The organism is Stenotrophomonas sp. P2112 (assembly GCF_041897515.1).
In the GTDB taxonomy this organism is placed as follows: Bacteria; Pseudomonadota; Gammaproteobacteria; order Xanthomonadales; family Xanthomonadaceae; genus Stenotrophomonas; species Stenotrophomonas sepilia.
Genome location: NZ_CP169216.1, coordinates 787,522 through 810,338, shown reverse-complemented (window position 1 = coordinate 810,338; position 22,817 = coordinate 787,522). Strand labels below are relative to the sequence as shown.

The following is a 22,817-nucleotide window of genomic DNA, read 5'->3' as shown; positions in this document are numbered from 1 at the left end:
TCTGAGACTTTTCGGGTCGAGGGTTTGTGAAGGTGAAGGCACTTTCTCGTGCCCTGCACAGACCTGACTGGGTCGTCACGTGTCCTGGAATGACTTTGCCGACATCGGCGTCCACCGATCCGGGGTCAGATCCCTTTTCACGCGGAAGGGGATCTGACCCCTTGGCTCGAAACGCAGAAAGCCCGTCGCGGGAACGGGCTTTGCAGAAACGCAGCCGAGCGTAGGCTCGGCTCTACAGTTCAGCGAGGCGATCAGCCCAGCTTGACCAGCCAGTTGTGGCGGTCCGGCAGTCGGCCGTACTGGATATCGGTCAGTTCCTTGCGCAGCGACATGGTGACTTCGCCGGCCGGCGCGTTGATGTCGCCCACCGAGAAGCCCTCGCCCTTCAGCTGGCCGATCGGGGTGACCACCGCGGCGGTGCCACAGGCAAACACTTCGCTGATCGCACCGGAGGTGACGCCGTCCTTCCACTCGTCGATGCTGACCTTGCGCTCTTCGACCTTCATGCCACGGTCGCGGGCCAGCTGCAGGATGCTCTCGCGGGTGATGCCCTCGAGGATGCTGCCCGACAGTTCCGGGGTGACCAGCGTGCCGTCCTTGTAGACCAGGAACACGTTCATGCCGCCCAGTTCTTCCAGGTACTTGCCTTCGACCGGGTCGAGGAACAGCACCTGCGAGCAGCCCTGTGCCTGCGCCTTCTGCTGCGGGAGCAGCGAGGCGGCGTAGTTGCCACCGCACTTGGCAGCACCGGTGCCGCCCTTGGCCGCACGCGCGTACTCGGTGGACAGCCAGATCGACACCGGGGCAACGCCCTTGGCGAAGTACGGGCCGGCCGGGCTGGCGATGACGTAGTAGCCGGCCTTGTGCGCGCCGCGCACGCCGAGGAAGGCCTCGTCGCCGATCATGAACGGACGGAAATACAGGCTCGACTCATCGGCCGAAGGCACCCAGTCACTGTCGACGGCGATCAGCTGCTTCAGCGATTCGACGAAGATCTCCACCGGCAGTTCCGGCAACGCCAGGCGCTGCGCCGAACGCTGCAGGCGACGGCCGTTGGCATCCGGGCGGAAGGTCCAGATCGAACCGTCGGCGTGGCGGTAGGCCTTGATGCCTTCGAAGATTTCCTGGCCGTAATGCAGCACTGCGGCGGCCGGGTCCAGCTGCAGCGGGCCGTAGGCGCGCACATTGGCATTGTGCCAGCCGGCATCCTTGTCCCAGCGCACTTCCACCATGTGATCGGTGAAGTGCAGGCCGAAGCCCGGCTTCTCCAGGATCTTGGCGCGCTCTTCAGCGCTGCGCGGGTGGTCCGAACGGGTGACGGCGAAGCTGGGGATGGACTGGGACACCGGAGGATTCCTGTTCTGGTTGCGGGTAGTGCCGGGCCCGCGTCACTGCGGGCCTTGGGTCAAAGCATGCCGGTCTCTAGCCGGGCCGCCTCGGACATCATGTGCTGGTTCCACGGCGGGTCGAACACCAGGTCGACGTCGGCCTCGGCCACCGTCGGGATCATTTCAAGCTTGCTGCGCACGTCGTCGACCAGGATCTCGCCCATGCCGCAGCCCGGGGCGGTCAGGGTCATCTTCACGTCGATCTCGCGCTTGCCCTCATCCAGGTGCTTGATCTCGACTTCATAGACCAGGCCCAGTTCCACGATGTTGACCGGAATTTCCGGATCGAAGCAGGTGCGCAACTGCTGCCACACCAGCTGCTCCACCTGTTCATCGGTGGCGTCGGCCGGCAGCTCGAGCGGCGCCGGTGCCTCCTTGCCGATGGCATCGCCGTCCTTGCCGGCGATGCGGAACAGGTTGCCCTCGACGAACACCGAATAACTGCCGCCCAGCGCCTGGGTGATGTACCCATAGCTGCCGGCAGGCAGGGTCACGGTATCGCCCTGCGGGACCATCACGGCCTCGCAATCGCGTTCGAAGTGGACAGGTTCGCTGCTACGGGAATACATGGGGACCGATATGGGGCCGTGGCTGAGGCCACGCAAGACGGCATTCTAGCCCAGCCGCCCCCGCACCGCCGGTGCACTGCGGCAAACCACAGTATCCTGTGGGTGATCTTCTGGGAGCTTCGATGTCCTCCAATGCCGCGCGTGCCAGGACCGTGACCTGGCTCTGGCCCCTCATGCTGCTGCTGGGCCTGTTTGTCGCTCCCCTCGCCTGGATGGTCCTGGCGCTGATGACCGGCCGGCAGGTCGGCTGGATGGCGGTGCTGGCCGCCCTGGAACTGGTGTTCATGCTGCGCCTGGGCACGCTGGGCCCAGGCCGGCTGCGCGTCGCCCTGGTCGTGCTCGGCACCCTGCTGGTGGCCGCCGTGGCCAACTGGGCCATCGCCAGCGCCTGGATGGGCGGCTCGATCGGCCTGGACCTGTGGGATGCCACCACGCGGATGGGCCCGCACCTGGCCTGGACCCTGATCAGCCTGGCCAATGGCGCGGTGGAATGGCTGTGGCTGGCCGTGGCCGTGGCCGTAGGTGCCTGGCTGGCGCGCTGAGCGCGTAGAGATCCGTGGATTCGGTAGTGCCGGCCGCTGGCCGGCAAAGGGGTCAGAGCCCTTTCCTGCGGAAAGGGATCCGACCCCCGTCCTCAATGCCCGCCGTCGAGCGCCTTCAGTTCGCTCACCAGCGAGGCCGCCGCTTCGGCGCCGTCGCCATAGAGCATGCGGGTGTTGTCGGCGTAGAACAGCGCATTCTCGATGCCGGCAAAACCGGTGCCCTTGCCACGCTTGATCACCACCACGTTGCGCGCGTTGACCACGTCCAGCACCGGCATGCCGTAGATCGGGCTGGCCGGGTCGGTCCGCGCCACCGGATTGACCACGTCGTTGGCACCGATCACCAGCACCACATCGGTATTGGCGAATTCGGGGTTGATGTCGTCCATGTCGGCGATCAGGTCGTAGGGCACGCCGGCCTCGGCCAGCAGCACGTTCATGTGCCCGGGCATGCGCCCGGCCACCGGGTGGATCGCGAACTTCACTTTCACGCCGCGCTGGCCCAGCCGCTGCGCCAGTTCCCAGATCTTGTGCTGGGCCTGTGCCACCGCCATGCCGTAGCCGGGCACGATCACCACGCGCTCGGCAAAGGCCATCATCGCCGCGACGTCCGACGCTTCGATGGGCTTCTGCGCGCCGGTGATCGCCTGTGCCTCGCCTCCGGCACCGCCGCCGAAGTTGGAGAACAGCACGTTACGGATCGGCCGGTTCATCGCCTTGGCCATCAACCGGGTCAGCAGGATGCCGGCCGCGCCGACCATCATGCCGGCGATGATCAGCGCCTCATTGCCCAGCACATAACCTTCGAAGGACACCGCCAGGCCGGTGAATGCGTTGTACAGCGAGATCACCACCGGCATGTCGGCGCCACCGATCGGCAACGTCATCAGCACGCCCAGTGCCAGCGCCAGCACGAAGAAGGCGACGATTGCCGAGGTGTTGAGCGTGCTGGCCGCGATGATCGCCAGCACCGCCACTGCCAGTGCCACCATCAGGTTCATCACCTGCTGGCCGGGCCAGGTCACCCGCTTGTCCAGTCGTCCGTCCAGTTTGGCCCAGGCGATCACCGAACCGGACAGCGAGACCGCACCGATCGCCGCGCCGACCACCGCCAGCAGCAGCACCATGCCCGACGGCTGGCGCGCGGCCAGGTCGGCCAGCGCCTGCTCGCTCCAATGGCGGGTATCGCGGTTGGCAAGGAAGGCATAGCGCAGCAGCTCCACCGCACCGATCGCCGCGGCCGAACCACCGCCCATGCCGTTGTACAACGCCACCATCTGCGGCATGTCGGTGATGGCCACCTTGCCGGCCGACCACCAGGCCAGGCCGGCGCCCAGCAGCAGTGCCACCAGGATCAGCGGCACGTTGTGCAGTTCAGGCAGGAAGAAGGTCGCCACCGTGGCCAGCAGCATGCCCAGCCCGGCCCAGCGGATGCCGCTGCGCGCGGTCAGCGGCGAGGCCATGCGCTGCAGGCCCAGCAGGAACAGCGTGGCGGCGACGAGGTAGCTGGCCTTGACCAGCCAGTCGAGCAGTTCGACGGTGCTGATGTTCAAGCCTGTGGCTCCTTCGGTTCGTCCCTGCCGCCCTTGGGCGCGCTCGGCTTGAACATCTCCAGCATGCGCGCGGTGACCACGTAGCCACCGGCGGCATTGCCGGCACCGAGCACCACGGCAAGGAAGCCCAGCGCCTTTTCCAGCGGCGTCTGCGCGTGCCCCAGCACCACCATCGCGCCGATCAGCACGATGCCGTGGATGAAGTTGGAACCCGACATCAGCGGGGTATGCAGGATCACCGGCACCCGCGAAATGATCACGTGGCCGGCGATGGCCGCCAGCATGAAGATGTACAGCGCTACGAACCCGTCACTCACTGGCAACGCTCCCGCTCTGTCTTCGTCGGCCCATCATAACCACGGGCTGAACCCGGCGCGCACCCGGCGTCAACCGCGGTGACGCTCACGCGTTGTCGATGGTGACCCCGAGCGAGGAACCGTACCCTGTGCTGGTGAGCAGCCCCGTCCCCCCGAGCGCCGACACCGATGCCCTGCCAGCATCGCTGGAGGCGTTCCTGGCCAGCGTCGGCCCGCGCGCGTTCCGTTTCGCCGAGGCCGGCCTGCGCCAGCGCGAAGACGCCATGGACGCGGTGCAGGACGCGCTGATGCGCATGCTGGACTACGCCGACAAGCCGGCGGCCGAATGGGCGCCCCTGTTCTGGAGCATCCTGCGCCGCCGCGTGATCGACCTGCAGCGCCGGCGCCGTTTCCGCCTGCCGTTCTGGCGCGACAACCAGGACGCCGACGGAGGCGGGATCGACTGGGCCGACACCGGCCCGGACCCGGCGCAGGCGCACGAACAGCGCCAGCAGTACCAGCAACTGGTGCAGGCGCTGCGTACCCTGCCCGCACGCCAGCGCGAGGCCTTCACCCTGCGGGTGCTGCAGGACCTGGACGGAGCCACCACTGCCCGCGCCATGGGCTGCAGCGAAGGCGCGGTAAAAACCCATCTGGCACGCGCCCGCCAGGCGCTGCAGGACTACCTGGAGACCCACCCGTGAACCGCTCCCTGCCCTCCGATGACATGCTGCGCAACCTGCACGCGCAGTCGCTGCAGGCGCTGTCGCCGGCCACGCTGGCACAGTTGCGCCAGGCCCGCCACGGCGCCAGCGCGGCTCGTCACGGGCGCTGGCGCTGGTGGCTGGCCAGCGCCTGTTCTCTGGTGGTGGCGCTGGGGATCGGCCTGCAGTTCAGCGGCCACAGCCCCCTGTCGCCCGCCGTGCCGGCACCGGTGCTGGCCTCGATGGAAGACAACAGCGTGCTGTACGACGAAAATCCCGATCTGTACCTGTGGCTGGGCGATACCGACCTGGCGATGGAGTGAACCATGTCCCGACTGCATACCCTGCCGCTGCTGTTGACCCTGTTGCTGCTGCCGGCCTTCCCGGTATTGGCGCAGAACGCCGCGCCCGCCCCTGCCGCACGCCCCGCGCCAGCCCCACCGCTGCCGGCCTGGGAACAGTTGAGTGAAGCGCAGCGGGAATCCTTGCTGGCGCCGCTGCGCGACCGCTGGAACAGCGCCGATGCCGGCCAGCGCCAGCGGATGCTCTCGCATGGCCAGCGCTGGCAATCGATGAGCCCGGAGGAACGCGACAAGGCCCGCCGCGGCCTGCGCCGCTTCGAGCACATGAGCCCGGAACAGCGTGAGCAGGCCCGGGCCCTGTTCGGTCAGATGCGGGATCTGCCGCCCGCGCAGCGCGACGCATTGCGCGAGCGCTGGTCGCAGATGACGCCGGAGCAACGCAAGGACTGGGTGCGGGAGAACCCGCCGCCGGCGAAGCCACGGTAAGCCTTCGGGATACCAGGGTCAGATCCCTTTGCCAGAGGCAAAGGGATCTGACCCCGTATCACTCACGCCTGCCAGCGCGTCTTCGCCAGCAGTTCGTCGTCCCAATCGAAACCGAGCTGCCCGTCGCGCACGAACAGCGCAACGAAGTTGAGCAGGTTCCGTGCATACATCTCGCTGGCCTGGGTCGCGCCGCGGCTGGCCAGGCCCAGCGGACCGTCGATGGTCACGCCCTGGTGTTCGATGCACTGCCCCGGCAGGGTCAGTGCGCAGTTGCCGCCACTTTCCGCCGCCAGATCAACAATGACGCTGCCGGTGGCCATGCCTTCCACCATCGCGGCGGTCACGATGGTCGGTGCCGGGCGGCCCGGTACCGCAGCCGTGCAGATCACCACGTCCACACTGCGCAGGTGGTCGGCCAGGCGGCGCTGCTGCTCGGCACGCTCTTCATCGGTCAACGCGCGCGCGTAACCGCCCTCGCCCGCCGCGCTCACCCCGAGGTCGAGGAAGCGCGCGCCCAGCGACTGGATCTGCTCGCGGGTTTCCGGGCGCACGTCGAAGCCTTCCACCTGTGCACCGAGGCGGCGCGCGGTGGCGATGGCCTGCAGGCCCGCCACGCCGGCACCGATCACCAGCACCTTGGCCGGCCGCACGGTGCCGGCCGCAGTGGTCAGCATCGGGAAGAAACGGGGCGCGCGTTCGGCCGCAATCAGCGCCGCCTTGTAGCCGGCCATGCCGGCCTGCGAACTGAGCACATCCATCGCCTGCGCGCGGGTGGTGCGCGGCAGCTGCTGCAGCGGGAACAGCTGCAGGCGGTCGCCAGCGGCCAATGCCGCAAGCGACGGATCACTGGCCGGGGCCAGCAGGCCGACCACGCTGGCGCCGGGCTTGAGCTGTTCCAGCACCGCCGCAGGGGGGGCCTGCACGCACAGCAGGATATCGATCTCGGCCCAGCGGCCCGCGTCGAAGACGCGTGCACCGGCATCGTCATAGGCGGCGTCGGTGAAACCAGCGGCCAAACCCGCGCCCGCCTCATACCAGACGGCAATGCCCAAGGCCCCGAGCCTGCGCGCGGTCTCCGGCGTCAGTGCCACGCGCCGTTCGCCCGGCGCGGCCTCCTTGATCCCCAGCAACGCCACGGCCATGCAGGTCCCCGCTGATCGGTGAGTTTCCCGATCCTAGCAGGCGGCACCCGCTCAGTGCAGCGTGGCGCTGCCCGGGTCGAGGCGATCGATCACGCCCTGCATGGCGCTGTCGAAGGCGCCATCATCAACGTGGGCACGCAGGCGGCCCAGCCGCATCATCACCGCCAGTTCTTCCGGCGAGGCCACGCAGAAGCGCACGCCGCGACGGTTGACGAACAGCAGGCGCGAGGAAATCGGGCTGACCCAGGACAGCTTGCCCGCCTGCACCTTGCCATCCTTGTCGACGAAGTCCAGCCAGTTGCCGATTTCCATGCGGCGGAAGCGGTCGGCATCGGCGTTGTCGAAATCGTCGGCGTCGATCTGCCCGCCAAGCTCAACCGCCGGCGATTCAGCCACTGGCGGGGCCGGCAAGGCAACCTGCGGCAGCTCCGGCAGCGCACGCTGCAGTTCCGGCCGCGACTCGGCGATGCCCTGCAGGGTGTCATGCAGGGCATCGATGGCGGCGGTTGCCGCATCGCCGTGCACGCCGACGCTGGCAAACACCTTGGCCAGCACCGGCTGCCAGGCCTGCAGCCACGGCTTGCCGACGATCTGGCGGCGGGCCTCGGCCACTTCCTCCAGCAGGCCGTCGCCCAGGCTCAATGCCTCGGCCACCGAGGCGCCTTCTTCGCCCTCGCGCAGCAGCGCCAAGGTGAGATGATGCTGCCACGGCTGGCGCAGGAATTCGGCAATGGCCGGCGGCAGCGTGGCGTCACCGATGCGGCGGTCCAGTTCCGCACCGGCCCGGCTGCGGGCCATTTCCAGCTTTTCCTGGCCGCGCTGCGTTTCTGCGGCACGACGCTCGGCGATTTCCACGCGGCGGCGATGCTGCACCAGGAACTCGCGGAATTCCTCTTCCAGGGTCAGGAAGATCGCCAGGTTCTCGTTGAACTCGGCCACCAGGCGCTCGATGATCTCTTCGACCTTGGCCATCAGCATGCGCTCGGCCTGGCTCTCGCCGGTGTTGCCCTCGCAGGCCTCGGCCAGCGAGTTGAGCAGCTTGCGCGCCGGGTGGGTCTTCTGCACGAACATGCGGCGGTCGAGCATGGCGACCTTGACGAAAGGCACCACCAGGCGGCCGATCAGTTCGCGCGAGCGGCCTTCCAGTTCACGCTCGTCCAGCATCACGTCGAACAGCATGCCGACCAGGTCGATGGCATCCTCATCCTGCGGGTCCAGCCGGGTCTGGCCCGGATCGACGCCAAGCTGGGTGGCGCTGGACAGCACTTCGCTCTTCAGGCGCTGCGCCAGCGATTCGCCGTCCTCGCCGATGGCCGCGCGCAGGGTGGCGCTGGGCGTGGCCTGCAGCAGCGACAGCACCGACATCATTTCGCGCTGGCTGAGCGGGCGCTGCTGGCCAACCGCCACCTGTGCCGCAGACGTGGCGTCCTCACGCACATGGCGGGTCTGCTGCAGCAGTTCGTGCAGCGCTTCCAGCAGCATGCCCTGCTGGCCAGCGTAGGCCTCGCCGGTGGCGCCGTCATCGCCGCCCAGGTGCTGCTGCATATGCCCGCGGCGCTCGGACCAGCGGGCAGCAAAGCGCTGCGCCCAGGCCGGTGCGGCCTGCTCGTCATCGCTGAACCCCGGATCGACGCCCGCGCCGTGGCGATGCTCGACCAGGTCATCCAGCATCCCGGCCATGCGCGGATCCGGTGCCGGCGGTTGTGGGCGCTGCGGAGCCCCCATCTGCGACATCACGCCGGCTGCGGCCAGCTGCTCGTCCAGCTTCTCGTAGATGCGACCGACCGGTGCACGCAGGTCGCGCTCGCACAGCTTGATCAGCACCAGATGCACTTCCGGGGCCAGTTCACAGCCGGCAAAGGCTTCGTGGATGGCCACGCCCAGGTGTTCGGGGCTGATCGGATTGTGGTCCGCGTCCAGTTCCGCGCCGCCGATCAACCGGCCCAGGCGGCGATCCAGCCGCGCCAGCACCGGCTTGAAGTCACGCAGCAATACAGTGGCGAAATTGCGCACCGCCAACCGTGATTCCAGCACATGCTCGGCCAGCAGGCTGAGCCCATCCTCGGCCGGCCCGGACAGGGTCGCCTCGGCTGACAGCGGCTCACCAGCCTCCAATGCGGCCCAGGCCTGCTGCAGGTGGCCGGCGAAAGCGGCCGCGATGTCCTCACGGCGCCGGCGCAGTTCGCGCATCGCGTCCAGGAACAGCAACTGCGACGAGCCGGCATTGCCGGCGCGGTCAAACAGGGCATCGTCGAAACGCGCCAGTGCCGCCCCGAAGGCCTGGCACAACGCGGGCAGGACCATGTCCCGGGCACGCTGGAGCTGGGCCGGGTCACGGCCCGGCGATCCCATCGGTGTGGGCACGCTCATCATTCGGGAAGGCTCCCCACCTTCTCTGGTACGACAGACAGCATGGACATCGCGGCTTCCGGCACACCCCATGTACCGGAACGTCGATGGTAGGCCGGCCAGCCCGTCACGGACAGTGAAACAGTCCTCACTTCAAACCTCATGACCGGCGGCCCGGCAAGACAGATATCGTAAGCCGTGCAAGGCCCACGAGGCGAGGGGAAGCGGCTGTCCGTTTCCCGCCAGTGGCATGATGTTCATCACAGTTTGGTATTCAGGGGCCGGACGCGACACAGACGGCGTCATTGACCACCCCGACTATAATCAAACGCCCGTGATGACCGGTTCAGCCTCCATGCCCGATCCTGCCGCCCTGCTCGCCCTGGATGCCCGCCGCTCGGTGCCCTCGCGGCAACTGGGCGAGCCCGGGCCGGACCCGGCCACCCTGCAGCGGATGCTGGCCTCAGCGGTGCGCGTGCCCGACCACGGCAAGCGCGTGCCGTTCCGCTTCCTGAAAATCGCAGGCGATGCACGTCACACTCTGGGCGACTTCCTGGCTGAACGCAGCCGCCAGCGCGACCCACATGCGGGCGAGGCCGTGTTCGAGAAGGACCGCCAGCGTTTCAGCCACGCACCGCTGGTGATCGTGGTGGTGGCCAGCCCGCGGCCGGACCCGAAGGTGCCCGAACAGGAACAGCTGATGACCGCCGGCTGCGTCTGTTTCGCCCTGCTGCAGGCCGCGCAGGCGCTGGGTTTCGGCGCGCAGTGGCTGACCGCCTGGATGGCCTTCGATCCGGCTGTTCAGGCCCACCTGGGCCTGGTCGACGGCGAACGCATCGCCGGCTTCATCCACATCGGTACGCCCAAGGCCGACGTACCCGAGCGCGAGCGCCCCGACCCGGCGGCCCTGCTGCGCGACTGGACGCCCCCGGCATGACCCTGCCGGCTGCCCCGCCGTCGCTGTACCTGGTTGATGCCAGCATCTACGTGTTCCGTGCCTGGCATTCACTGCCAGACCAGTTCCAGGACGCACAGGGCTGGCCCACCAATGCGGTGCACGGCTTCGCCCGCTTCCTGCTGGACCTGCTCGAGCGCGAGCGCCCGCGGCACATCGCCATCGCCTTCGATGAAGCGCTTGACAGTGGTTTCCGCCACCGGCTGTATCCGGCCTACAAGGCCAACCGCGAGCCAGCACCGGAAGCGCTCAAGCGCCAGTTCGTGCACTGCAAGGCGCTATGCGCGGCGCTGGGCCTTGCCGTCCTGGCCCACCACGAATACGAGGCCGACGACCTGATCGGCAGCGCCCTGCACGTACACCGGAGCAGCCATCGCGGGGTGATCATCTCCGCCGACAAGGACCTGTCGCAGCTGCTGGTCGACCATGACGAGCAGTGGGACTACGCCCGCAACCAGCGCTGGAACGTGGCCGGGGTGAAGGCGCGGCACGGCGTGCACGCGCACCAGATCGCCGACTACCTGGCGCTGTGTGGCGATGCGGTGGACAACATTCCCGGTGTCAGTGGCGTCGGCAGCAAATCGGCCGCCGTGCTGCTGGCCCATTTCGGCAGCATGGATGCGCTGTTCGAACGACTGGACGAAGTGCCGTTCCTGCGCCTGCGTGGCGCTGCACAGATGGCAGTGCGGCTGCGCGAGCAGCGCGAGCACGCCCAGCTCTGGCGCCAGCTGACCACCATCGCGCTGGATGCGCCGTTGGAGGGCAGCCAGCCCGGACTGCTGCGCCAATCGGCCGATCCAGAGCTGCTCGGTGGCCTGTGCCAGACCCTGCGCTTCGGCCCGATGACCCGCCGCCGGCTGTTCGACGCCGCCGGCGTGGCCGATCCTCTTCCCTCCCACAGCGAGCCCGCATGAGCAAGCGCAATACCGAAGCCCCGCGCGTCGTCTACGAAGGCAAGTACCAGCGCATGTTGGTGCGCGGCACCTGGGAATACAGCGAACGTACCCATGCCGGTGGCCTGGCGGCGATCATCATCGCCGTCACCCCGGAGGACAAGGTGCTGTTCGTCGAGCAGTTCCGCGTGCCGCTGCAGGCACCCACCATCGAGATGCCGGCCGGCCTGGTCGGCGACATCCACGCCGGCGAATCGATCGAAGTCTCGGCCGTGCGCGAACTGGAAGAAGAAACAGGTTGGACCGCCGATCACGCCGAAGTGCTGATGATCGGCCCGACGTCTTCCGGCGCCAGCAGCGAGAAGATCGCCTTCGTGCGCGCCACCGGCCTGCGCCGCATCGGCGAAGGGGGCGGTGATGACAGCGAGGACATCACCGTGCACGAGATTCCACGCAGCGAGGCTGCGGCCTGGCTGGTGCAGAAGATGGGCGAAGGCTACGAGCTGGACGCCAAGCTCTGGGCCGGGCTGTGGATGATCGAGCACCACCTGGACGGACGCCCACGTGGCTGACGCGGACCTGCACAGGCTGCCTGCGTTGCTCGGCGCCGACGACCCGGCGATCTACACGATCCACCGGGCGCAGGGCGTCTCGCCCTACCTCCTGCTGGCCGACCACGCCGGCCAGCAGGTGCCGCGTGCGTTGACCGGGCTCGGCCTGCCCCAGGCCGAGCTGGACCGCCACATCGGCTGGGACATCGGCATCGCCGGCACCACCCGTGCACTGGCCGAACGGCTCGATGCCTGGGCGATCGAACAGACGTACTCGCGGCTGCTGATCGACTGCAACCGCCCACTGGCCTCACCGACGCTGATTCCGGAGGTGAGCGACCACACCGTGGTGCCGGGCAATGCCGGGCTGTCGGCGGCGCAGCGACAGCAGCGCATCGATGCGATCCACGCGCCGTACCATGCACGCATCGAGACCGAGCTTGATGCGCGCCGTGATGCCGGCCAGCCCACCCTGCTGGTGATGATGCACAGCTTCACCCCCGTGATGAACGGCACGCAGCGGCCCTGGCACGCCGGCGTGCTGTACCACCAGGACATGCGTTTTGCCCATGCCCTGCTGCGGGCATTGCGCGACGAAGGCGACCTGGTGGTGGGGGACAACGAACCGTATTCGGTCAGCAGCACCAGCGACTACGCGGTGCCGGTGCATGGCGAAGGCCGTGGGCTGGTGCACGTGGAACTGGAGATCCGCCAGGACCTCATTGCCGATATGGCAGGGAAGCAGGCGTGGGCCGAGCGGTTGGCGCGGATCTTCAGCGCGCTGCAACCGGAGTTGCTGGCGCTGGGTTGAACGCGCGTGGTTCCATCCCGTATCGGTAGTGCCGGCCGCTGGCCGGCAACCTCAGTGATCCAACCACCCCGAGGTTGCCGGCCAGCGGCCGGCACTACCACAGGCGCGGCACATCCACCCACGGCAGCGCCTTCAATCATGCCTCGTTGGCCGGGCAGACGGTGGCGGCCGATTCGGCCGGCGCCGGGCGCAGGCCCAGCGCGATCACCACGCCGAACAGTGAAAACAAGGCGGCACCGTATTCGGCGCGCACCAGCCCGGCCAGTGCACTCGGCGAACCGGCTGTACCGGCATCGGCATTGGCCACCATCACCAGCACGGCCAGGCCCAGCGCACCACCGATCTGCTGCGCGGTCGCCGCCATGCCAGATGCAACACCCTGCTGTGCGGACGGCACGCCCTGCCCGGCCACGATCCACATCGAGGTCCAGGTCATGCCCTGGCCGATGCTCAGCACTACCACGCCCGGCAGCAGCGGCCAGAAGTTCGCGCCGTGCGGCAGCGTCGCGGCCACCCAGGCGATACCGATGGCGCCGGCCAGCTGCCCGATCACCAGCACCTTGCGCGCGCTCCAGCGCTGCAGCGTCCACTCGGCCAGCTGGATGCCGACCGTGCACACCGCAGTGGCGGGCAGGAACGCCAGGCCGGCCTGCAGCGGGCTCCAGCCGTAGCCGTCCTGGAAGTACAGCGCCATGAAGTAGTACTGCACCCCATAGCTGCTCATGAAGGCGAAGGTCAGGCCCAGTGCCGCGCGCAGTCCGGGCAGCCGCAGCAACGCGAACTGCATCAGCGGATCGCGGCTGCGCTGTTCGATCTGCACGAACGCCACCAGCAGCAGCACCGACAGCAGCAGGCAGCCCAGCGTGGCCGGCGCAGTCCAGCCCCACTCCGGCCCTTGCACGAGGGTAGTGACCAGCAGGCTGCCGCCGGCAGTGACGGTGATGCAGCCGGCCAGATCGAAGGAGCGGCCCTGCGCACGCGGGCCATCGGCCGGCAACCACGCACCCGCAGCCACCGCGCAGGTGGTGGCCAGCGGCACGATCACCGCCAGCACCGCCGGCCAGCCGAACGCCTGGGTCAGCACGCCACCGAGCAGCGTGCCCAGCGCCAGGCCCACCGCGCTGGCCATGCTCCAGATCGCAAGTGCACGGTTGCGCACCGGACCTTCCGCATACAACGTGTTGATCAGCGCCAGCGTGGCAGGGAACAGCAATGCCGCGCCGATGCCCTGCGCCGCACGCGCGATGATCAGCAGGGTGGCGTTCGGCGCCAGCGCGCCGAGCAGCGATGCCAGTGCGAACAGCAGCATGCCCAGCCGGTAGAAGCGGCGGCGGCCGATCAGGTCGGCGGCACGCCCGCCCAGCAGCAGGCTGCCGCCAAAGGCCACGGTGTAGGCACTGACCACCCATTGCAGCTGCTGTGCGTTGATCTCCAGCGCGCGCCCCATGTCATGCAGGGCGACGAAGATGATGGTGGCGTCCAGGGCGATGATCAGCTGGGCGGTGGCCAGCAGGGCCAGCGCCCAGCGCGGGTACTTGAGGGGAGGCATCGACGGTCCGGTGCTGTGGGGGAGCGCAGTCTCATTGATGCAGAGCTATCAATAAACCCCATTCCGTCCATATCTGTCATGATTTTCAGCATGAATGGAACCTCGATGGACCTCAATGCCGTGCGCATGCTGGTGCAGGTGGCCGAAGCACGCAGTTTCACCGTCGCCGCCGGGCAGCTGGGCCTGAGCCAGTCAGGCCTGTCGCGCGCGATCAGTCGGCTGGAGGCCACGCTGGGGGTGAAGCTGCTGCAGCGAAACACCCGCAACGTGGCGCTGACCCCGGATGGTCGCCAGTTCGTCGATCAGGTCGCGCCCCTGCTGTGCGGTCTCGAGGACGCCGAACGCCAGTTGGCCGACCGTCCGTGCACACCCTCGGGCACCCTGAAGATCAGTGCGCCCTCGATGTTCGGGCGCAAGGTGCTGGTACCGCTGCTGGGGCCGATGCTGCAGCAGCACCCGCAACTGCAGGTGGAAGCCGTGCTCAACGACCGCCTGGTCGATCTGGTCGAGGAAGGCTTCGATGCCGCGCTGCGCACCGGCGTCATCGCCGACCAGCGCATCGTCGCGCGGCCACTGCGGCCGCTGCGCTGGGTGACGGTGGCCAGCCCGGACTACCTCGACCGCTGTGGCGCGCCCGACGATGTGGCCGCCTTGCGGGATCATGCCTGCCTGGCGGTGCGCAACCTGCGCAGTGGCCGGCTGGTGGACTGGCAGTTCCTGCAGGACGGCCAGCTTCATGATTTCACGCCACCGGCGCGGATGGTGTTCGACAGCGGCGATCCGCTGGTGGAAGCGGCGATCGCCGGCATCGGCATCGTGCAGGTGATGGATTTCGCGGTGGCCGACGCCTTGGCCGATGGCCGCCTGCAGCGCGTGCTGCAGCCGTTTGAGGGCCGCAGCCGCGCGCTGTCACTGATCTACCCGCCGTCGCGCCAGCATTCGCCGAAACTGCAGGTACTGGCCGACGCGTTGCTGGCTGGGGACTGGTAGATCCACGCCATGCGTGGATGAGGCCGGTAGCGCCGGGCGATGCCCGGCGCGAATGGTGAAGCGTTGCCGGCCAGCGACCGGCACTACCGATCAGGCGAAGCTATCGGTGGCGCGCACCAGCGCGTCCACGTTCTCGGCCTCGAACGCCGAATGGCCCGAAGCCGGGGTGATTTCCAGCTTCGCCTTCGGCCACACCTTGGTCAGGTCCCAGGCGTTGGCCAGCGGGCAGACCACGTCGTAGCGGCCGTGCACGATCACGCCCGGAATGTCGGCGATGCGGTGTGCGTCGCGCAGCAGCTGGTCTTCCACCTCGAAGAAGCCGCCGTTGACGAAGTAGTGGTTCTCGATGCGGGCAAACGCCAGCGCGAAATGCGGGTCTTCGTGGCTGTTGATGAAGTCATCATCGACGTGCAGGAAGCTGGTCGCGCCTTCCCACACCGCCCACGCCTTGGCCGCTTCCAGGCGGGTGGTCTCGTCTTCGCTGGTCAGGCGGCGGTGGAAGGCCGAGATAAGGTCATGACGCTCCACCAGCGGAATCGGCTTGAGGTAGTGCTCCCACGCATCCGGGAACAGGCGGTTGGCGCCTTCCTGGTAGAACCATTCCAGCTCCCAGCGACGCAGCATGAAGATGCCGCGCAGGACCAGTTCGGTCACGCGCTGCGGATGGGTCTCGGCATAGGCCAGCGCCAGGGTCGAGCCCCAGCTGCCACCGAACACCTGCCAGCGATCGACCTTCAGGTGCTCGCGCAGCTTCTCGATATCGGCGACGAGGTCCCAGGTGGTGTTGTCCACCAGGTCCGCGTGCGGGGTGGAACGGCCGGCACCGCGCTGATCGAACAGGATGATGCGGTACTTGGACGGATCGTGGAACTGGCGCATCTTGTCGCTGCAGCCGCCACCCGGGCCACCATGCAGCATCACCACCGGCTTGCCTTCCGGGTTGCCGCACTGTTCGAAGTACAGCGTGTGGCGGTCGTCGACCTTCAGGGTGCCGACGTCGTAGGGGGTGATGGCGGGGTACAGCGTACGCATGCTTGCAGCTCCAGGGTGATGCCCTGCCGGGGCAGGAGAACCTCCATTCTAGGCCGGACGCCGGCCCAGGGTGATGCGGTCGCGCTGCTCCAGGTCCTGCACGGTCTGCACCTCGGCAAATCCCGTCGCCTCGAACAGTGCCCGGATCGCCGCGCCCTGGTCCCAACCGTGCTCGATCAGCAACCAACCGCCGGGCCGCAGGTGGGCCTGGCCACCATCGACGATGCGGCGGATGTCATCCAGGCCGTCCATGCCCGAGGCCAGCGCGGTAGACGGTTCGAAGCGCAGGTCGCCCTGTTCCAGGTGCGGGTCGTTGCTGGCGATGTACGGCGGATTGCTGGCGATCAGGTCGAAGCGCACGCCCTGCAGCGGCGCATACCAGTCGTGCCCGCCCTCGGCGAAACGGACGTTGTCCAGTTCATGGCGGGCCGCATTGCGCGCGGCCACGGCCAGCGCGCCCGGGCTGGCATCGGTGGCCAGCACCTGTGCCCGGGGCCGTTCGCTGGCCAGTGCCAGTGCGATCGCACCGCTGCCGGTACCGAGGTCGGCCAGCTGCAACGCCTGGTCCGGCGGCAGTCGCTCCAGCGCCAACTCGACCAGCAGCTCGGTTTCCGGGCGCGGGATCAGCGTGGCCGGGTCGACCTCCAGGTCCAGCGTCCAGAAACCGCGGCGCCCGGTCAGGTAGGCAACCGGCTCACCGGCCACACGGCGGGCCAGCAAGGCTTCGAAGGCGGCCTGGTCATTGGCGGCCAGCGGATCGGTGGCATGGGCGAATAGCCAGCTGCGCGGGCGCTCCAGTACATGCAGCAGCAGCAGTTCGGCTTCGTGGCGGGCGTCGACACCGCCCAAGCGGGCACTGGCGTCGGCTACGACCTGACGCAGGGTGGGTTCGGGTTGGAAAGACATGCCTCAATTGTAGGGCCGAGCCGATGCTCGGCTGCTGCTGGAACAGCCGAGCATCGGCTCGGCTCTACAGATCCACCGTCGAGCATGGCTCGACGCTACAAAAAAGCTGGAATCCGTTCAGGTTTCGCCAGAGGGTATAAGGAGGGGCTATCAGCCCTCTTCACACGTCCCGATCGATTTTCCTTGTCACACAAGCAGTTGCAGGATGGGAGCGGCAGGGTTCAGTGCCTGCTCATGGCCATTTGATAGACTCCATCTATCAAATAGATGCAATCAATGGATTGTTCTTATCGCGAGCGAATGGGTAACCTAGCTCCTGTCGATTCACCCACTCCCCTTCACCAAGAGGAAAAATGATGTCCCTCATCAATACCCAGATCCAGCCGTTCGAAGCCAACGCCTACCACAACGGCGAGTTCATCAAGGTTTCCGACGCCAGCCTGAAGGGCCAGTGGTCCGTCCTGATCTTCATGCCGGCCGCCTTCACCTTCAACTGCCCGACCGAGATCGAAGACGCCGCTGACCATTACGCCGAGTTCAAGAAGGCCGGCGCCGAGGTCTACATCGTCACCACCGACACCCACTTCTCGCACAAGGTGTGGCACGAGACCTCGCCGGCCGTCGGCAAGGCCCAGTTCCCGCTGGTCGGCGACCCGACCCACCAGCTGACCCGCGCCTTCGGCGTGCACATTGAAGAAGAAGGCCTGGCCCTGCGCGGCACCTTCATCATCAACCCGGAAGGCGTGATCAAGACCCTGGAGATCCACTCCAACGAGATCGCCCGTGACGTGTCCGAGACCCTGCGCAAGCTCAAGGCTGCCCAGTTCACCGCCGCCAACCCGAACCAGGTCTGCCCGGCCAAGTGGAAGGAAGGCGAGAAGACCCTGACCCCGTCGCTGGACCTGGTCGGCAAGATCTAAAGCAGTACCGGCCTGCCGTGGCCCCACGCCACGGCGCGCCCTTCATCCCCGTGCCGGTCCCCCCGCCGGCGTGGGGGTGAACCCAAGACAGCCAACGCTCGCCCGCCTTGGCCAGCCAGCCCCTTCCACGGTCGCTGTCTTGGGTTCACCCCTACCCCCTGCTGGTCCGCTACCTTCTACAGCGGTGCCACGCCCCCTGTTTGCCTGAAGCCAGGAGATGACCCGATGTTGGACGCCAACCTGCAGTCGCAGCTGAAGACCTATCTGGAGCGCGTGACCCGCCCGATCCAGATCACCGCGCACGCCGACGACGGCGCCAAGTCGCAGGAAATGCTGGAACTGCTGCAGACCCTGGAAAACCTGTCGGACAAGATCACGCTGCAGGTCCTGCGCGATGGCCAGGGCCGCGTGCCGTCCTTCGACCTGGGCACGCCGGGCCAGGACATCCACCTGACCTTCGCCGGCCTGCCGATGGGTCACGAGTTCACCTCGCTGGTGCTGGCCCTGCTGCAGGTCGGCGGCCACCCGTCCAAGGCCACCGCCGAGCTGATCGAGCAGGTGCAGAACCTGGAAGGTGAATACAAGTTCGAAACCTACTTCTCGCTGTCCTGCCAGAACTGCCCGGACGTGGTGCAGGCGCTGAACCTGGCCGCGGTACTCAACCCACGCATCCAGCACGTGGCCATCGATGGTGCGCTGTTCCAGGACGAAGTCGAGAAGCGCGAGATCATGTCGGTGCCGACCGTGTACCTCAACGGTGAAGTGTTCGACCAGGGCCGCATGACCCTGGAGCAGATCGTGGCCAAGCTGGACACCAATGCCAGCAAGCGCGATGCCGAGAAGATCGCCGCCAAGGATGCTTTCGACGTACTGGTGGTCGGTGGTGGCCCGGCTGGCGCCGCAGCGGCGATCTATGCCGCGCGCAAGGGCATCCGTACCGGCATCGCTGCCGAGCGCTTCGGTGGCCAGGTGCTGGACACCATGGCGATCGAGAACTTCATCTCGGTGAAGGAAACCGAAGGGCCGAAGCTGGCCACGGCGCTGGAGCAGCATGTGCGCGAGTACGACGTGGACATCATGAACCTGCAGCGCGCCAGTGCGCTGGTGCCGGCCGGCGAAGACGGCCTGGTGCAGGTGCAGCTGGAGAACGGCGCGGTGCTGAAGTCGCGTTCGGTGATCCTGTCCACCGGCGCGCGCTGGCGGCAGATGAACGTGCCGGGCGAGGACCAGTACCGCAACAAGGGCGTGGCCTACTGCCCGCACTGCGATGGTCCGCTGTTCAAGGGCAAGCGCGTGGCGGTGATCGGCGGCGGCAACTCCGGTGTGGAAGCGGCCATCGACCTGGCCGGCATCGTGTCGCATGTAACCCTGCTGGAGTTCGATTCCAGCCTGCGTGCCGACGAAGTGCTGCAGAAGAAGCTGCGCAGCCTGGGCAACGTCACCGTGCTGACCAGCGCACAGACCACCGAAGTGCTCGGCGACGGCAGCAAGGTCACCGGCCTGGTCTACAAGGACCGCATCGGCGGCGATGCCCACCGCGTCGAGCTGGAAGGCATCTTCGTGCAGATCGGCCTGCTGCCCAACACCGAGTGGCTGAAGGATGTGGTGGCGCTGTCGCCGCGTGGCGAGATCGTCATCGACGATCGCGGCCAGACCAACCTGCCGGGTGTGTTTGCTGCTGGCGATTGCACGACGGTGCCCTACAAGCAGATCATCATCGCCATGGGCGCCGGTTCCACCGCCGCACTGAGCGCGTTCGACCACCTGATCCGCTCGTCGGTGAGCAACAGCAGCGGTGCCGTTGCTGAAGCGGCCTGATCCACCGTTCCCAGATCACCGGGAACATTGTCTGCCTGTCGGGTAACCACGCCGTCAGCCGGTCCGTTACCCCTGGGGTGTAAGGATGAACCTACGTGATCTGAAGTACCTGGTAGCCCTGGCCGACCACAAGCATTTCGGCCGGGCTGCCGCGTCCTGCTTTGTCAGCCAGCCGACGTTGTCCACGCAGATCCGCAAGCTGGAGGAAGAGCTCGGCCTGCCGCTGGTGGAACGCGCACCGCGCAAGGTGATGCTGACCCCGGCCGGCCAGGAAGCGGCCGCACGGGCGCGGGTGATCGTGTCCGAAGTGGAACAGCTGAAGGAAGCGGCGCGACGCAGCCGCGATCCGGAAGCCGGTACGGTGCGCCTGGGGATCTTCCCGACCCTCGGTCCGTACCTGCTGCCGCATGTGATCCCGCGCATCCGCGAGCGCTTCCCGGAGCTGGAACTGCTGCTGGTCGAGGAAAAGAGCGATGTGCTGCTGGACCGCCTGCGCGAAGGCAAGCTCGACGCTGCATTGCTGGCGCTGCCGGTGATCGACGACCAGCTGCATGCCGAGTTCCTGTTCGAGGAACCGTTCCTGCTGGCCGTCTCCGGTCGCCACCCGCTGGCACGTCGCGAGCACCTGGACGTGCAGGAACTGGCCACGCAGAAGCTGCTGCTGCTGGAGGACGGCCATTGCCTGCGCGACCAGGCGCTGGAAGTCTGCCGCCTGTTCGGCGCCAACGAGAAGTCCGAGTTCCGCGCCACCAGCCTGGAAACGCTGCGGCAGATGGTCGCCGCCGACGTCGGCATCACCCTGCTGCCGAGTCTGTCGGTGCAGCCGCCAGTGCCGCGCTCGAACAACATCCGCCTGCTCGACTTCACCGGCGAAGGCCGTCCCAGCCGCCGCATCGCCATGATCTGGCGCCGCAGCTCGGCCATGAACGACTTCCTGATGGACCTGGCCGACCAGTTCAAGCGCCTGCCGCAGGCGCTGTTCACCCTGGAGGCGCTCGATGCCGGCAGCGATGCACCGGCCCTGCCCGGCCCCGCGCTGAACGGCTGAGTCCCCCGCAGTACCGGCCTGGAATCGGCAGGAGTCGATTCCGGCCGCATTTGTCCCCACAATACAGACAGGCGGCGCCAGCAGGTGCCGCCTTTTGCATGGCTTTCAACCAAGGAGCTTCACCATGAGTACCGCCAGCGGCCTGCCGCCGTCGATCACCGTTTCCACCTTCGACATGGACCGCCTGGACGCCATGCTCGAATCTCCCGCGCTGAGCCAGACGCCTGCCGCGCTCGCGCTTGCTGAAGAACTCAACCGGGCCACCGTGCTGGCACCGGACCAGATTCCCGAAGGCATCGTCATGATGCATTCGCGCGTGGAGTGCGAAGATGAAGTGTCGGGCGAGAAGCACGTCCTGACCCTGGTCTTCCCCCGCGAAGCCAACGTCGATGAAGGCAAGGTTTCCGTGCTGGCCCCGGTCGGCAGTGCCCTGCTCGGCCTTTCGATCGGCCAGAGCATCGACTGGAACGCGCCCGGCGGCCGCAAGCTGCGCCTGCGCGTGACCGCGGTCCACAACGACCGCCCCTGATTACCGCTGCGCACCGCGCGCGATTCGATCCCCCTGCCCCAGGAGCCGTAATGAGTACCCCGTCCAAACTGTCCCAGCTGCGCGAACTGTCCGTGGTCGTTGCCGATACCGGTGACTACGAGGCGATCAAGCGCCTGCAGCCGGTGGACTGCACCACCAATCCGACCCTGGTGAAGAAGGCGCTGGACCTGCCGGTCTACGCCGAGCTGATCGAACGCGAACTGGCCTGGGGCCGCCAGCAGACGGGCGACCGCGAAGCCGTGGTGCACGCCGTGGCCGACCGCCTGACCATCGGCGTCGGCGCGCTGCTGAGCACGCTGGTGCCGGGCCGGGTGTCCACCGAGGTGGATGCCGACCTGGCTCACGACACCGCTGCCACCGTGGCCAAGGCCCGCCAGTTCATCCAGATGTACGCCGATGCCGGCGTGCCGCGCGAGAAGATCCTGATCAAGATCGCCGCGACCTGGGAAGGCGTGGAAGCCGCACGCATCCTGCAGGCCGAGGGCATCGACTGCAACCTGACCCTGATCTTCAACCCGACCCAGGCGCTGGCCTGCAGCGAAGCCGGGGCGTTCCTGATCTCGCCGTTCGTCGGCCGCATCCTGGACTGGTACGTGGCCAACGGACAGGCCCCGGCCACCATCGATGAAGACCCGGGCGTGAAGTTCGTGCGCGGCGTGTATGCCGAATTCAAGCGTCGCGGTTCGCCGACGGTGGTGATGGGCGCCTCGTTCCGTTCGACCGCGCAGATCGAAGCACTGGCCGGCTGCGACCGCCTGACGATTTCGCCGGACCTGCTGGAGAAGCTGGACGCCGACCACGGCGAGCTGCCGCGCAAGCTGGTGGCCGGTGCCGCCGATGGCGCGGCGGTGACCCCGATCGATGCGGCCAAGTTCGCGGCGGATCTGGCGGCCGATCCGATGGCCACCGAGAAGCTGGCGACCGGCATCGATGCGTTTGCCAAGGATCTGGAAGCGCTGCGCGAGCGGATCCGCGCGGCACTGTGAGGATTCCGGCCAACGGCTGAGCCCCTCGTGGCAGGTCGGTTGGCCGCAAAGAGCAAAAAGCCGCGCTGGGTCGGGCGGGTTGGGTTCGCGGGAGACGCCGTGAATCCATCCCTGGAGGCTTGGCCGCCGCTTGCTCGTGTGCGCTGTCCTGCGCACACGGCAAGACCGGGGTTGGGCGTCCTGCCCAACCCGCCCGAGGCATGCCTCGGGCCCATGCGGCGGACACTCCCGCGAACCCAACCCGCCCGCCCTCTGACAGTTTCCGGTGGCCACCCGCCACGGAAGAAAGAAAGAAGAGCAACAGCGGGTCGCGCGCTTCGCTTGCTTGGAGCGGAGCATGGCTCCGCTCTACAGAAAGCACTGCAGGATCAAACAAGAAGGACGCGGCGAACGCCGCGTCCTTTTTGTTTTCCTTCAGTTCGTCAGTAATCCACTGCTCCTGCCCACCGTCACCGGGAAATGATCGGAGGCGGGACG

General features: G+C 67.6%; 24 protein-coding genes. 15 read left to right on the top strand and 9 right to left on the bottom strand.

Annotated features, from left to right (window positions below; all coding sequences use genetic code 11):
- Positions 1-251: 251 nt before the first annotated feature.
- Together ACEPA4_RS03750 and sufT are read right to left on the bottom strand one after the other, a co-directional pair.
- Positions 252-1,346, bottom strand: coding sequence for a branched-chain amino acid aminotransferase (locus ACEPA4_RS03750; RefSeq protein ID WP_065186352.1), 1,095 nt, complete (start codon positions 1,344-1,346; stop codon positions 252-254).
- A 59-nt stretch (positions 1,347-1,405) separates the two neighbouring features.
- On the bottom strand, positions 1,406-1,957 hold the full coding sequence (gene sufT / locus ACEPA4_RS03745) for a putative Fe-S cluster assembly protein SufT (protein ID WP_005415385.1): 552 nt from the start codon (positions 1,955-1,957) through the stop codon (positions 1,406-1,408).
- Between the two features lie 122 nt (positions 1,958-2,079).
- Here sufT and ACEPA4_RS03740 point away from each other — a divergent pair, with 122 nt between their 5' ends.
- The gene (locus ACEPA4_RS03740; protein ID WP_032953950.1) at positions 2,080-2,499 is read left to right on the top strand and encodes a membrane protein; all 420 of its coding nucleotides are present in this window, start codon (positions 2,080-2,082) and stop codon (positions 2,497-2,499) included.
- Between the two features lie 92 nt (positions 2,500-2,591).
- Here the strand turns inward: ACEPA4_RS03740 and ACEPA4_RS03735 are convergent, their stop codons facing one another.
- Both ACEPA4_RS03735 and ACEPA4_RS03730 read right to left on the bottom strand, forming a co-directional pair.
- Positions 2,592-4,052, bottom strand: coding sequence for an NAD(P)(+) transhydrogenase (Re/Si-specific) subunit beta (locus ACEPA4_RS03735; protein WP_095379298.1), 1,461 nt, complete (start codon positions 4,050-4,052; stop codon positions 2,592-2,594).
- Positions 4,049-4,369, bottom strand: coding sequence for an NAD(P) transhydrogenase subunit alpha (locus ACEPA4_RS03730; RefSeq protein WP_005415382.1), 321 nt, complete (start codon positions 4,367-4,369; stop codon positions 4,049-4,051). The genes ACEPA4_RS03735 and ACEPA4_RS03730 overlap by 4 nt, the downstream gene beginning before the upstream one ends.
- Positions 4,370-4,467: 98 nt before the next feature.
- Between ACEPA4_RS03730 and ACEPA4_RS03725 the strand changes: the two genes are divergently transcribed.
- The 3 genes from ACEPA4_RS03725 to ACEPA4_RS03715 are packed head-to-tail and all read left to right on the top strand — an operon-like array spanning position 4,468 to position 5,840.
- Complete coding sequence (locus tag ACEPA4_RS03725) at positions 4,468-5,052, top strand: RNA polymerase sigma factor (protein WP_081275820.1); 585 nt, start codon at positions 4,468-4,470, stop codon at positions 5,050-5,052.
- Positions 5,049-5,375: a hypothetical protein gene (locus tag ACEPA4_RS03720; protein WP_005415380.1), complete on the top strand. Its 327-nt coding sequence runs from the start codon at positions 5,049-5,051 to the stop codon at positions 5,373-5,375. Before ACEPA4_RS03725 ends, ACEPA4_RS03720 begins: the two co-directional genes overlap by 4 nt.
- 3 nt (positions 5,376-5,378) lie before the next feature.
- A complete protein-coding gene (locus ACEPA4_RS03715) occupies positions 5,379-5,840 on the top strand; it encodes a DUF3106 domain-containing protein (protein WP_053500492.1) in 462 nt (153 codons plus the stop codon).
- Positions 5,841-5,902: 62 nt separating this feature from the next.
- On the opposite strand, the gene ACEPA4_RS03710 is transcribed toward ACEPA4_RS03715, so the two are convergent.
- Positions 5,903-6,982, bottom strand: coding sequence for an NAD(P) transhydrogenase subunit alpha (locus ACEPA4_RS03710; protein WP_164093546.1), 1,080 nt, complete (start codon positions 6,980-6,982; stop codon positions 5,903-5,905).
- 51 nt (positions 6,983-7,033) lie between these two features.
- Positions 7,034-9,355, bottom strand: a complete 2,322-nt coding sequence (locus tag ACEPA4_RS03705) for a DUF1631 domain-containing protein (protein WP_032953949.1) — start codon at positions 9,353-9,355, stop codon at positions 7,034-7,036.
- A 331-nt stretch (positions 9,356-9,686) separates the two neighbouring features.
- Between ACEPA4_RS03705 and ACEPA4_RS03700 the strand changes: the two genes are divergently transcribed.
- Genes ACEPA4_RS03700 through ACEPA4_RS03685 form a run of 4 tightly spaced genes read left to right on the top strand, consistent with a single transcriptional unit; the run spans position 9,687 to position 12,541 of the window.
- Positions 9,687-10,268 (top strand): nitroreductase, encoded by a 582-nt coding sequence (locus ACEPA4_RS03700; RefSeq protein WP_005415376.1) that lies wholly within the window; start codon positions 9,687-9,689, stop codon positions 10,266-10,268.
- Entirely contained in the window at positions 10,265-11,200 is a 936-nt protein-coding gene (locus tag ACEPA4_RS03695) for a 5'-3' exonuclease H3TH domain-containing protein (protein ID WP_005415375.1), read from the top strand. The genes ACEPA4_RS03700 and ACEPA4_RS03695 overlap by 4 nt, the downstream gene beginning before the upstream one ends.
- Positions 11,197-11,751, top strand: coding sequence for an NUDIX hydrolase (locus tag ACEPA4_RS03690; RefSeq protein WP_065179592.1), 555 nt, complete (start codon positions 11,197-11,199; stop codon positions 11,749-11,751). Before ACEPA4_RS03695 ends, ACEPA4_RS03690 begins: the two co-directional genes overlap by 4 nt.
- Complete coding sequence (locus ACEPA4_RS03685; RefSeq protein ID WP_065186347.1) at positions 11,744-12,541, top strand: N-formylglutamate amidohydrolase; 798 nt, start codon at positions 11,744-11,746, stop codon at positions 12,539-12,541. Before ACEPA4_RS03690 ends, ACEPA4_RS03685 begins: the two co-directional genes overlap by 8 nt.
- Before the next feature lie 136 nt (positions 12,542-12,677).
- On the opposite strand, the gene ACEPA4_RS03680 is transcribed toward ACEPA4_RS03685, so the two are convergent.
- Positions 12,678-14,090, bottom strand: a complete 1,413-nt coding sequence (locus tag ACEPA4_RS03680; protein ID WP_072167902.1) for an MFS transporter — start codon at positions 14,088-14,090, stop codon at positions 12,678-12,680.
- Between the two features lie 105 nt (positions 14,091-14,195).
- Between ACEPA4_RS03680 and ACEPA4_RS03675 the strand changes: the two genes are divergently transcribed.
- The gene (locus tag ACEPA4_RS03675; protein ID WP_088497420.1) at positions 14,196-15,080 is read left to right on the top strand and encodes a LysR family transcriptional regulator; all 885 of its coding nucleotides are present in this window, start codon (positions 14,196-14,198) and stop codon (positions 15,078-15,080) included.
- 90 nt (positions 15,081-15,170) lie between these two features.
- Here ACEPA4_RS03675 and pip read toward each other — a convergent pair whose 3' ends face one another.
- A complete protein-coding gene (gene pip, locus ACEPA4_RS03670) occupies positions 15,171-16,112 on the bottom strand; it encodes a prolyl aminopeptidase (protein ID WP_019661138.1) in 942 nt (313 codons plus the stop codon).
- A 48-nt stretch (positions 16,113-16,160) separates the two neighbouring features.
- Positions 16,161-17,018: a peptide chain release factor N(5)-glutamine methyltransferase gene (gene prmC, locus ACEPA4_RS03665; protein WP_065196909.1), complete on the bottom strand. Its 858-nt coding sequence runs from the start codon at positions 17,016-17,018 to the stop codon at positions 16,161-16,163.
- A 356-nt stretch (positions 17,019-17,374) separates the two neighbouring features.
- Between prmC and ahpC the strand changes: the two genes are divergently transcribed.
- From ahpC to ACEPA4_RS03635, 6 genes are all read left to right on the top strand, one after another.
- Positions 17,375-17,938, top strand: a complete 564-nt coding sequence (gene ahpC / locus ACEPA4_RS03660; RefSeq protein ID WP_005415368.1) for an alkyl hydroperoxide reductase subunit C — start codon at positions 17,375-17,377, stop codon at positions 17,936-17,938.
- Between the two features lie 225 nt (positions 17,939-18,163).
- Positions 18,164-19,756, top strand: coding sequence for an alkyl hydroperoxide reductase subunit F (gene ahpF / locus ACEPA4_RS03655; RefSeq protein ID WP_005415367.1), 1,593 nt, complete (start codon positions 18,164-18,166; stop codon positions 19,754-19,756).
- 85 nt (positions 19,757-19,841) lie between these two features.
- Positions 19,842-20,804, top strand: a complete 963-nt coding sequence (locus ACEPA4_RS03650) for a LysR substrate-binding domain-containing protein (RefSeq protein WP_049414506.1) — start codon at positions 19,842-19,844, stop codon at positions 20,802-20,804.
- 124 nt (positions 20,805-20,928) lie between these two features.
- The gene (rnk, locus tag ACEPA4_RS03645; RefSeq protein WP_005408156.1) at positions 20,929-21,333 is read left to right on the top strand and encodes a nucleoside diphosphate kinase regulator; all 405 of its coding nucleotides are present in this window, start codon (positions 20,929-20,931) and stop codon (positions 21,331-21,333) included.
- Positions 21,334-21,383: 50 nt separating this feature from the next.
- A complete protein-coding gene (locus ACEPA4_RS03640; RefSeq protein ID WP_072167897.1) occupies positions 21,384-22,340 on the top strand; it encodes a transaldolase in 957 nt (318 codons plus the stop codon).
- 337 nt (positions 22,341-22,677) lie between these two features.
- The gene (locus ACEPA4_RS03635) at positions 22,678-22,803 is read left to right on the top strand and encodes a hypothetical protein (protein WP_255313051.1); all 126 of its coding nucleotides are present in this window, start codon (positions 22,678-22,680) and stop codon (positions 22,801-22,803) included.
- Positions 22,804-22,817 lie beyond the last annotated feature (14 nt).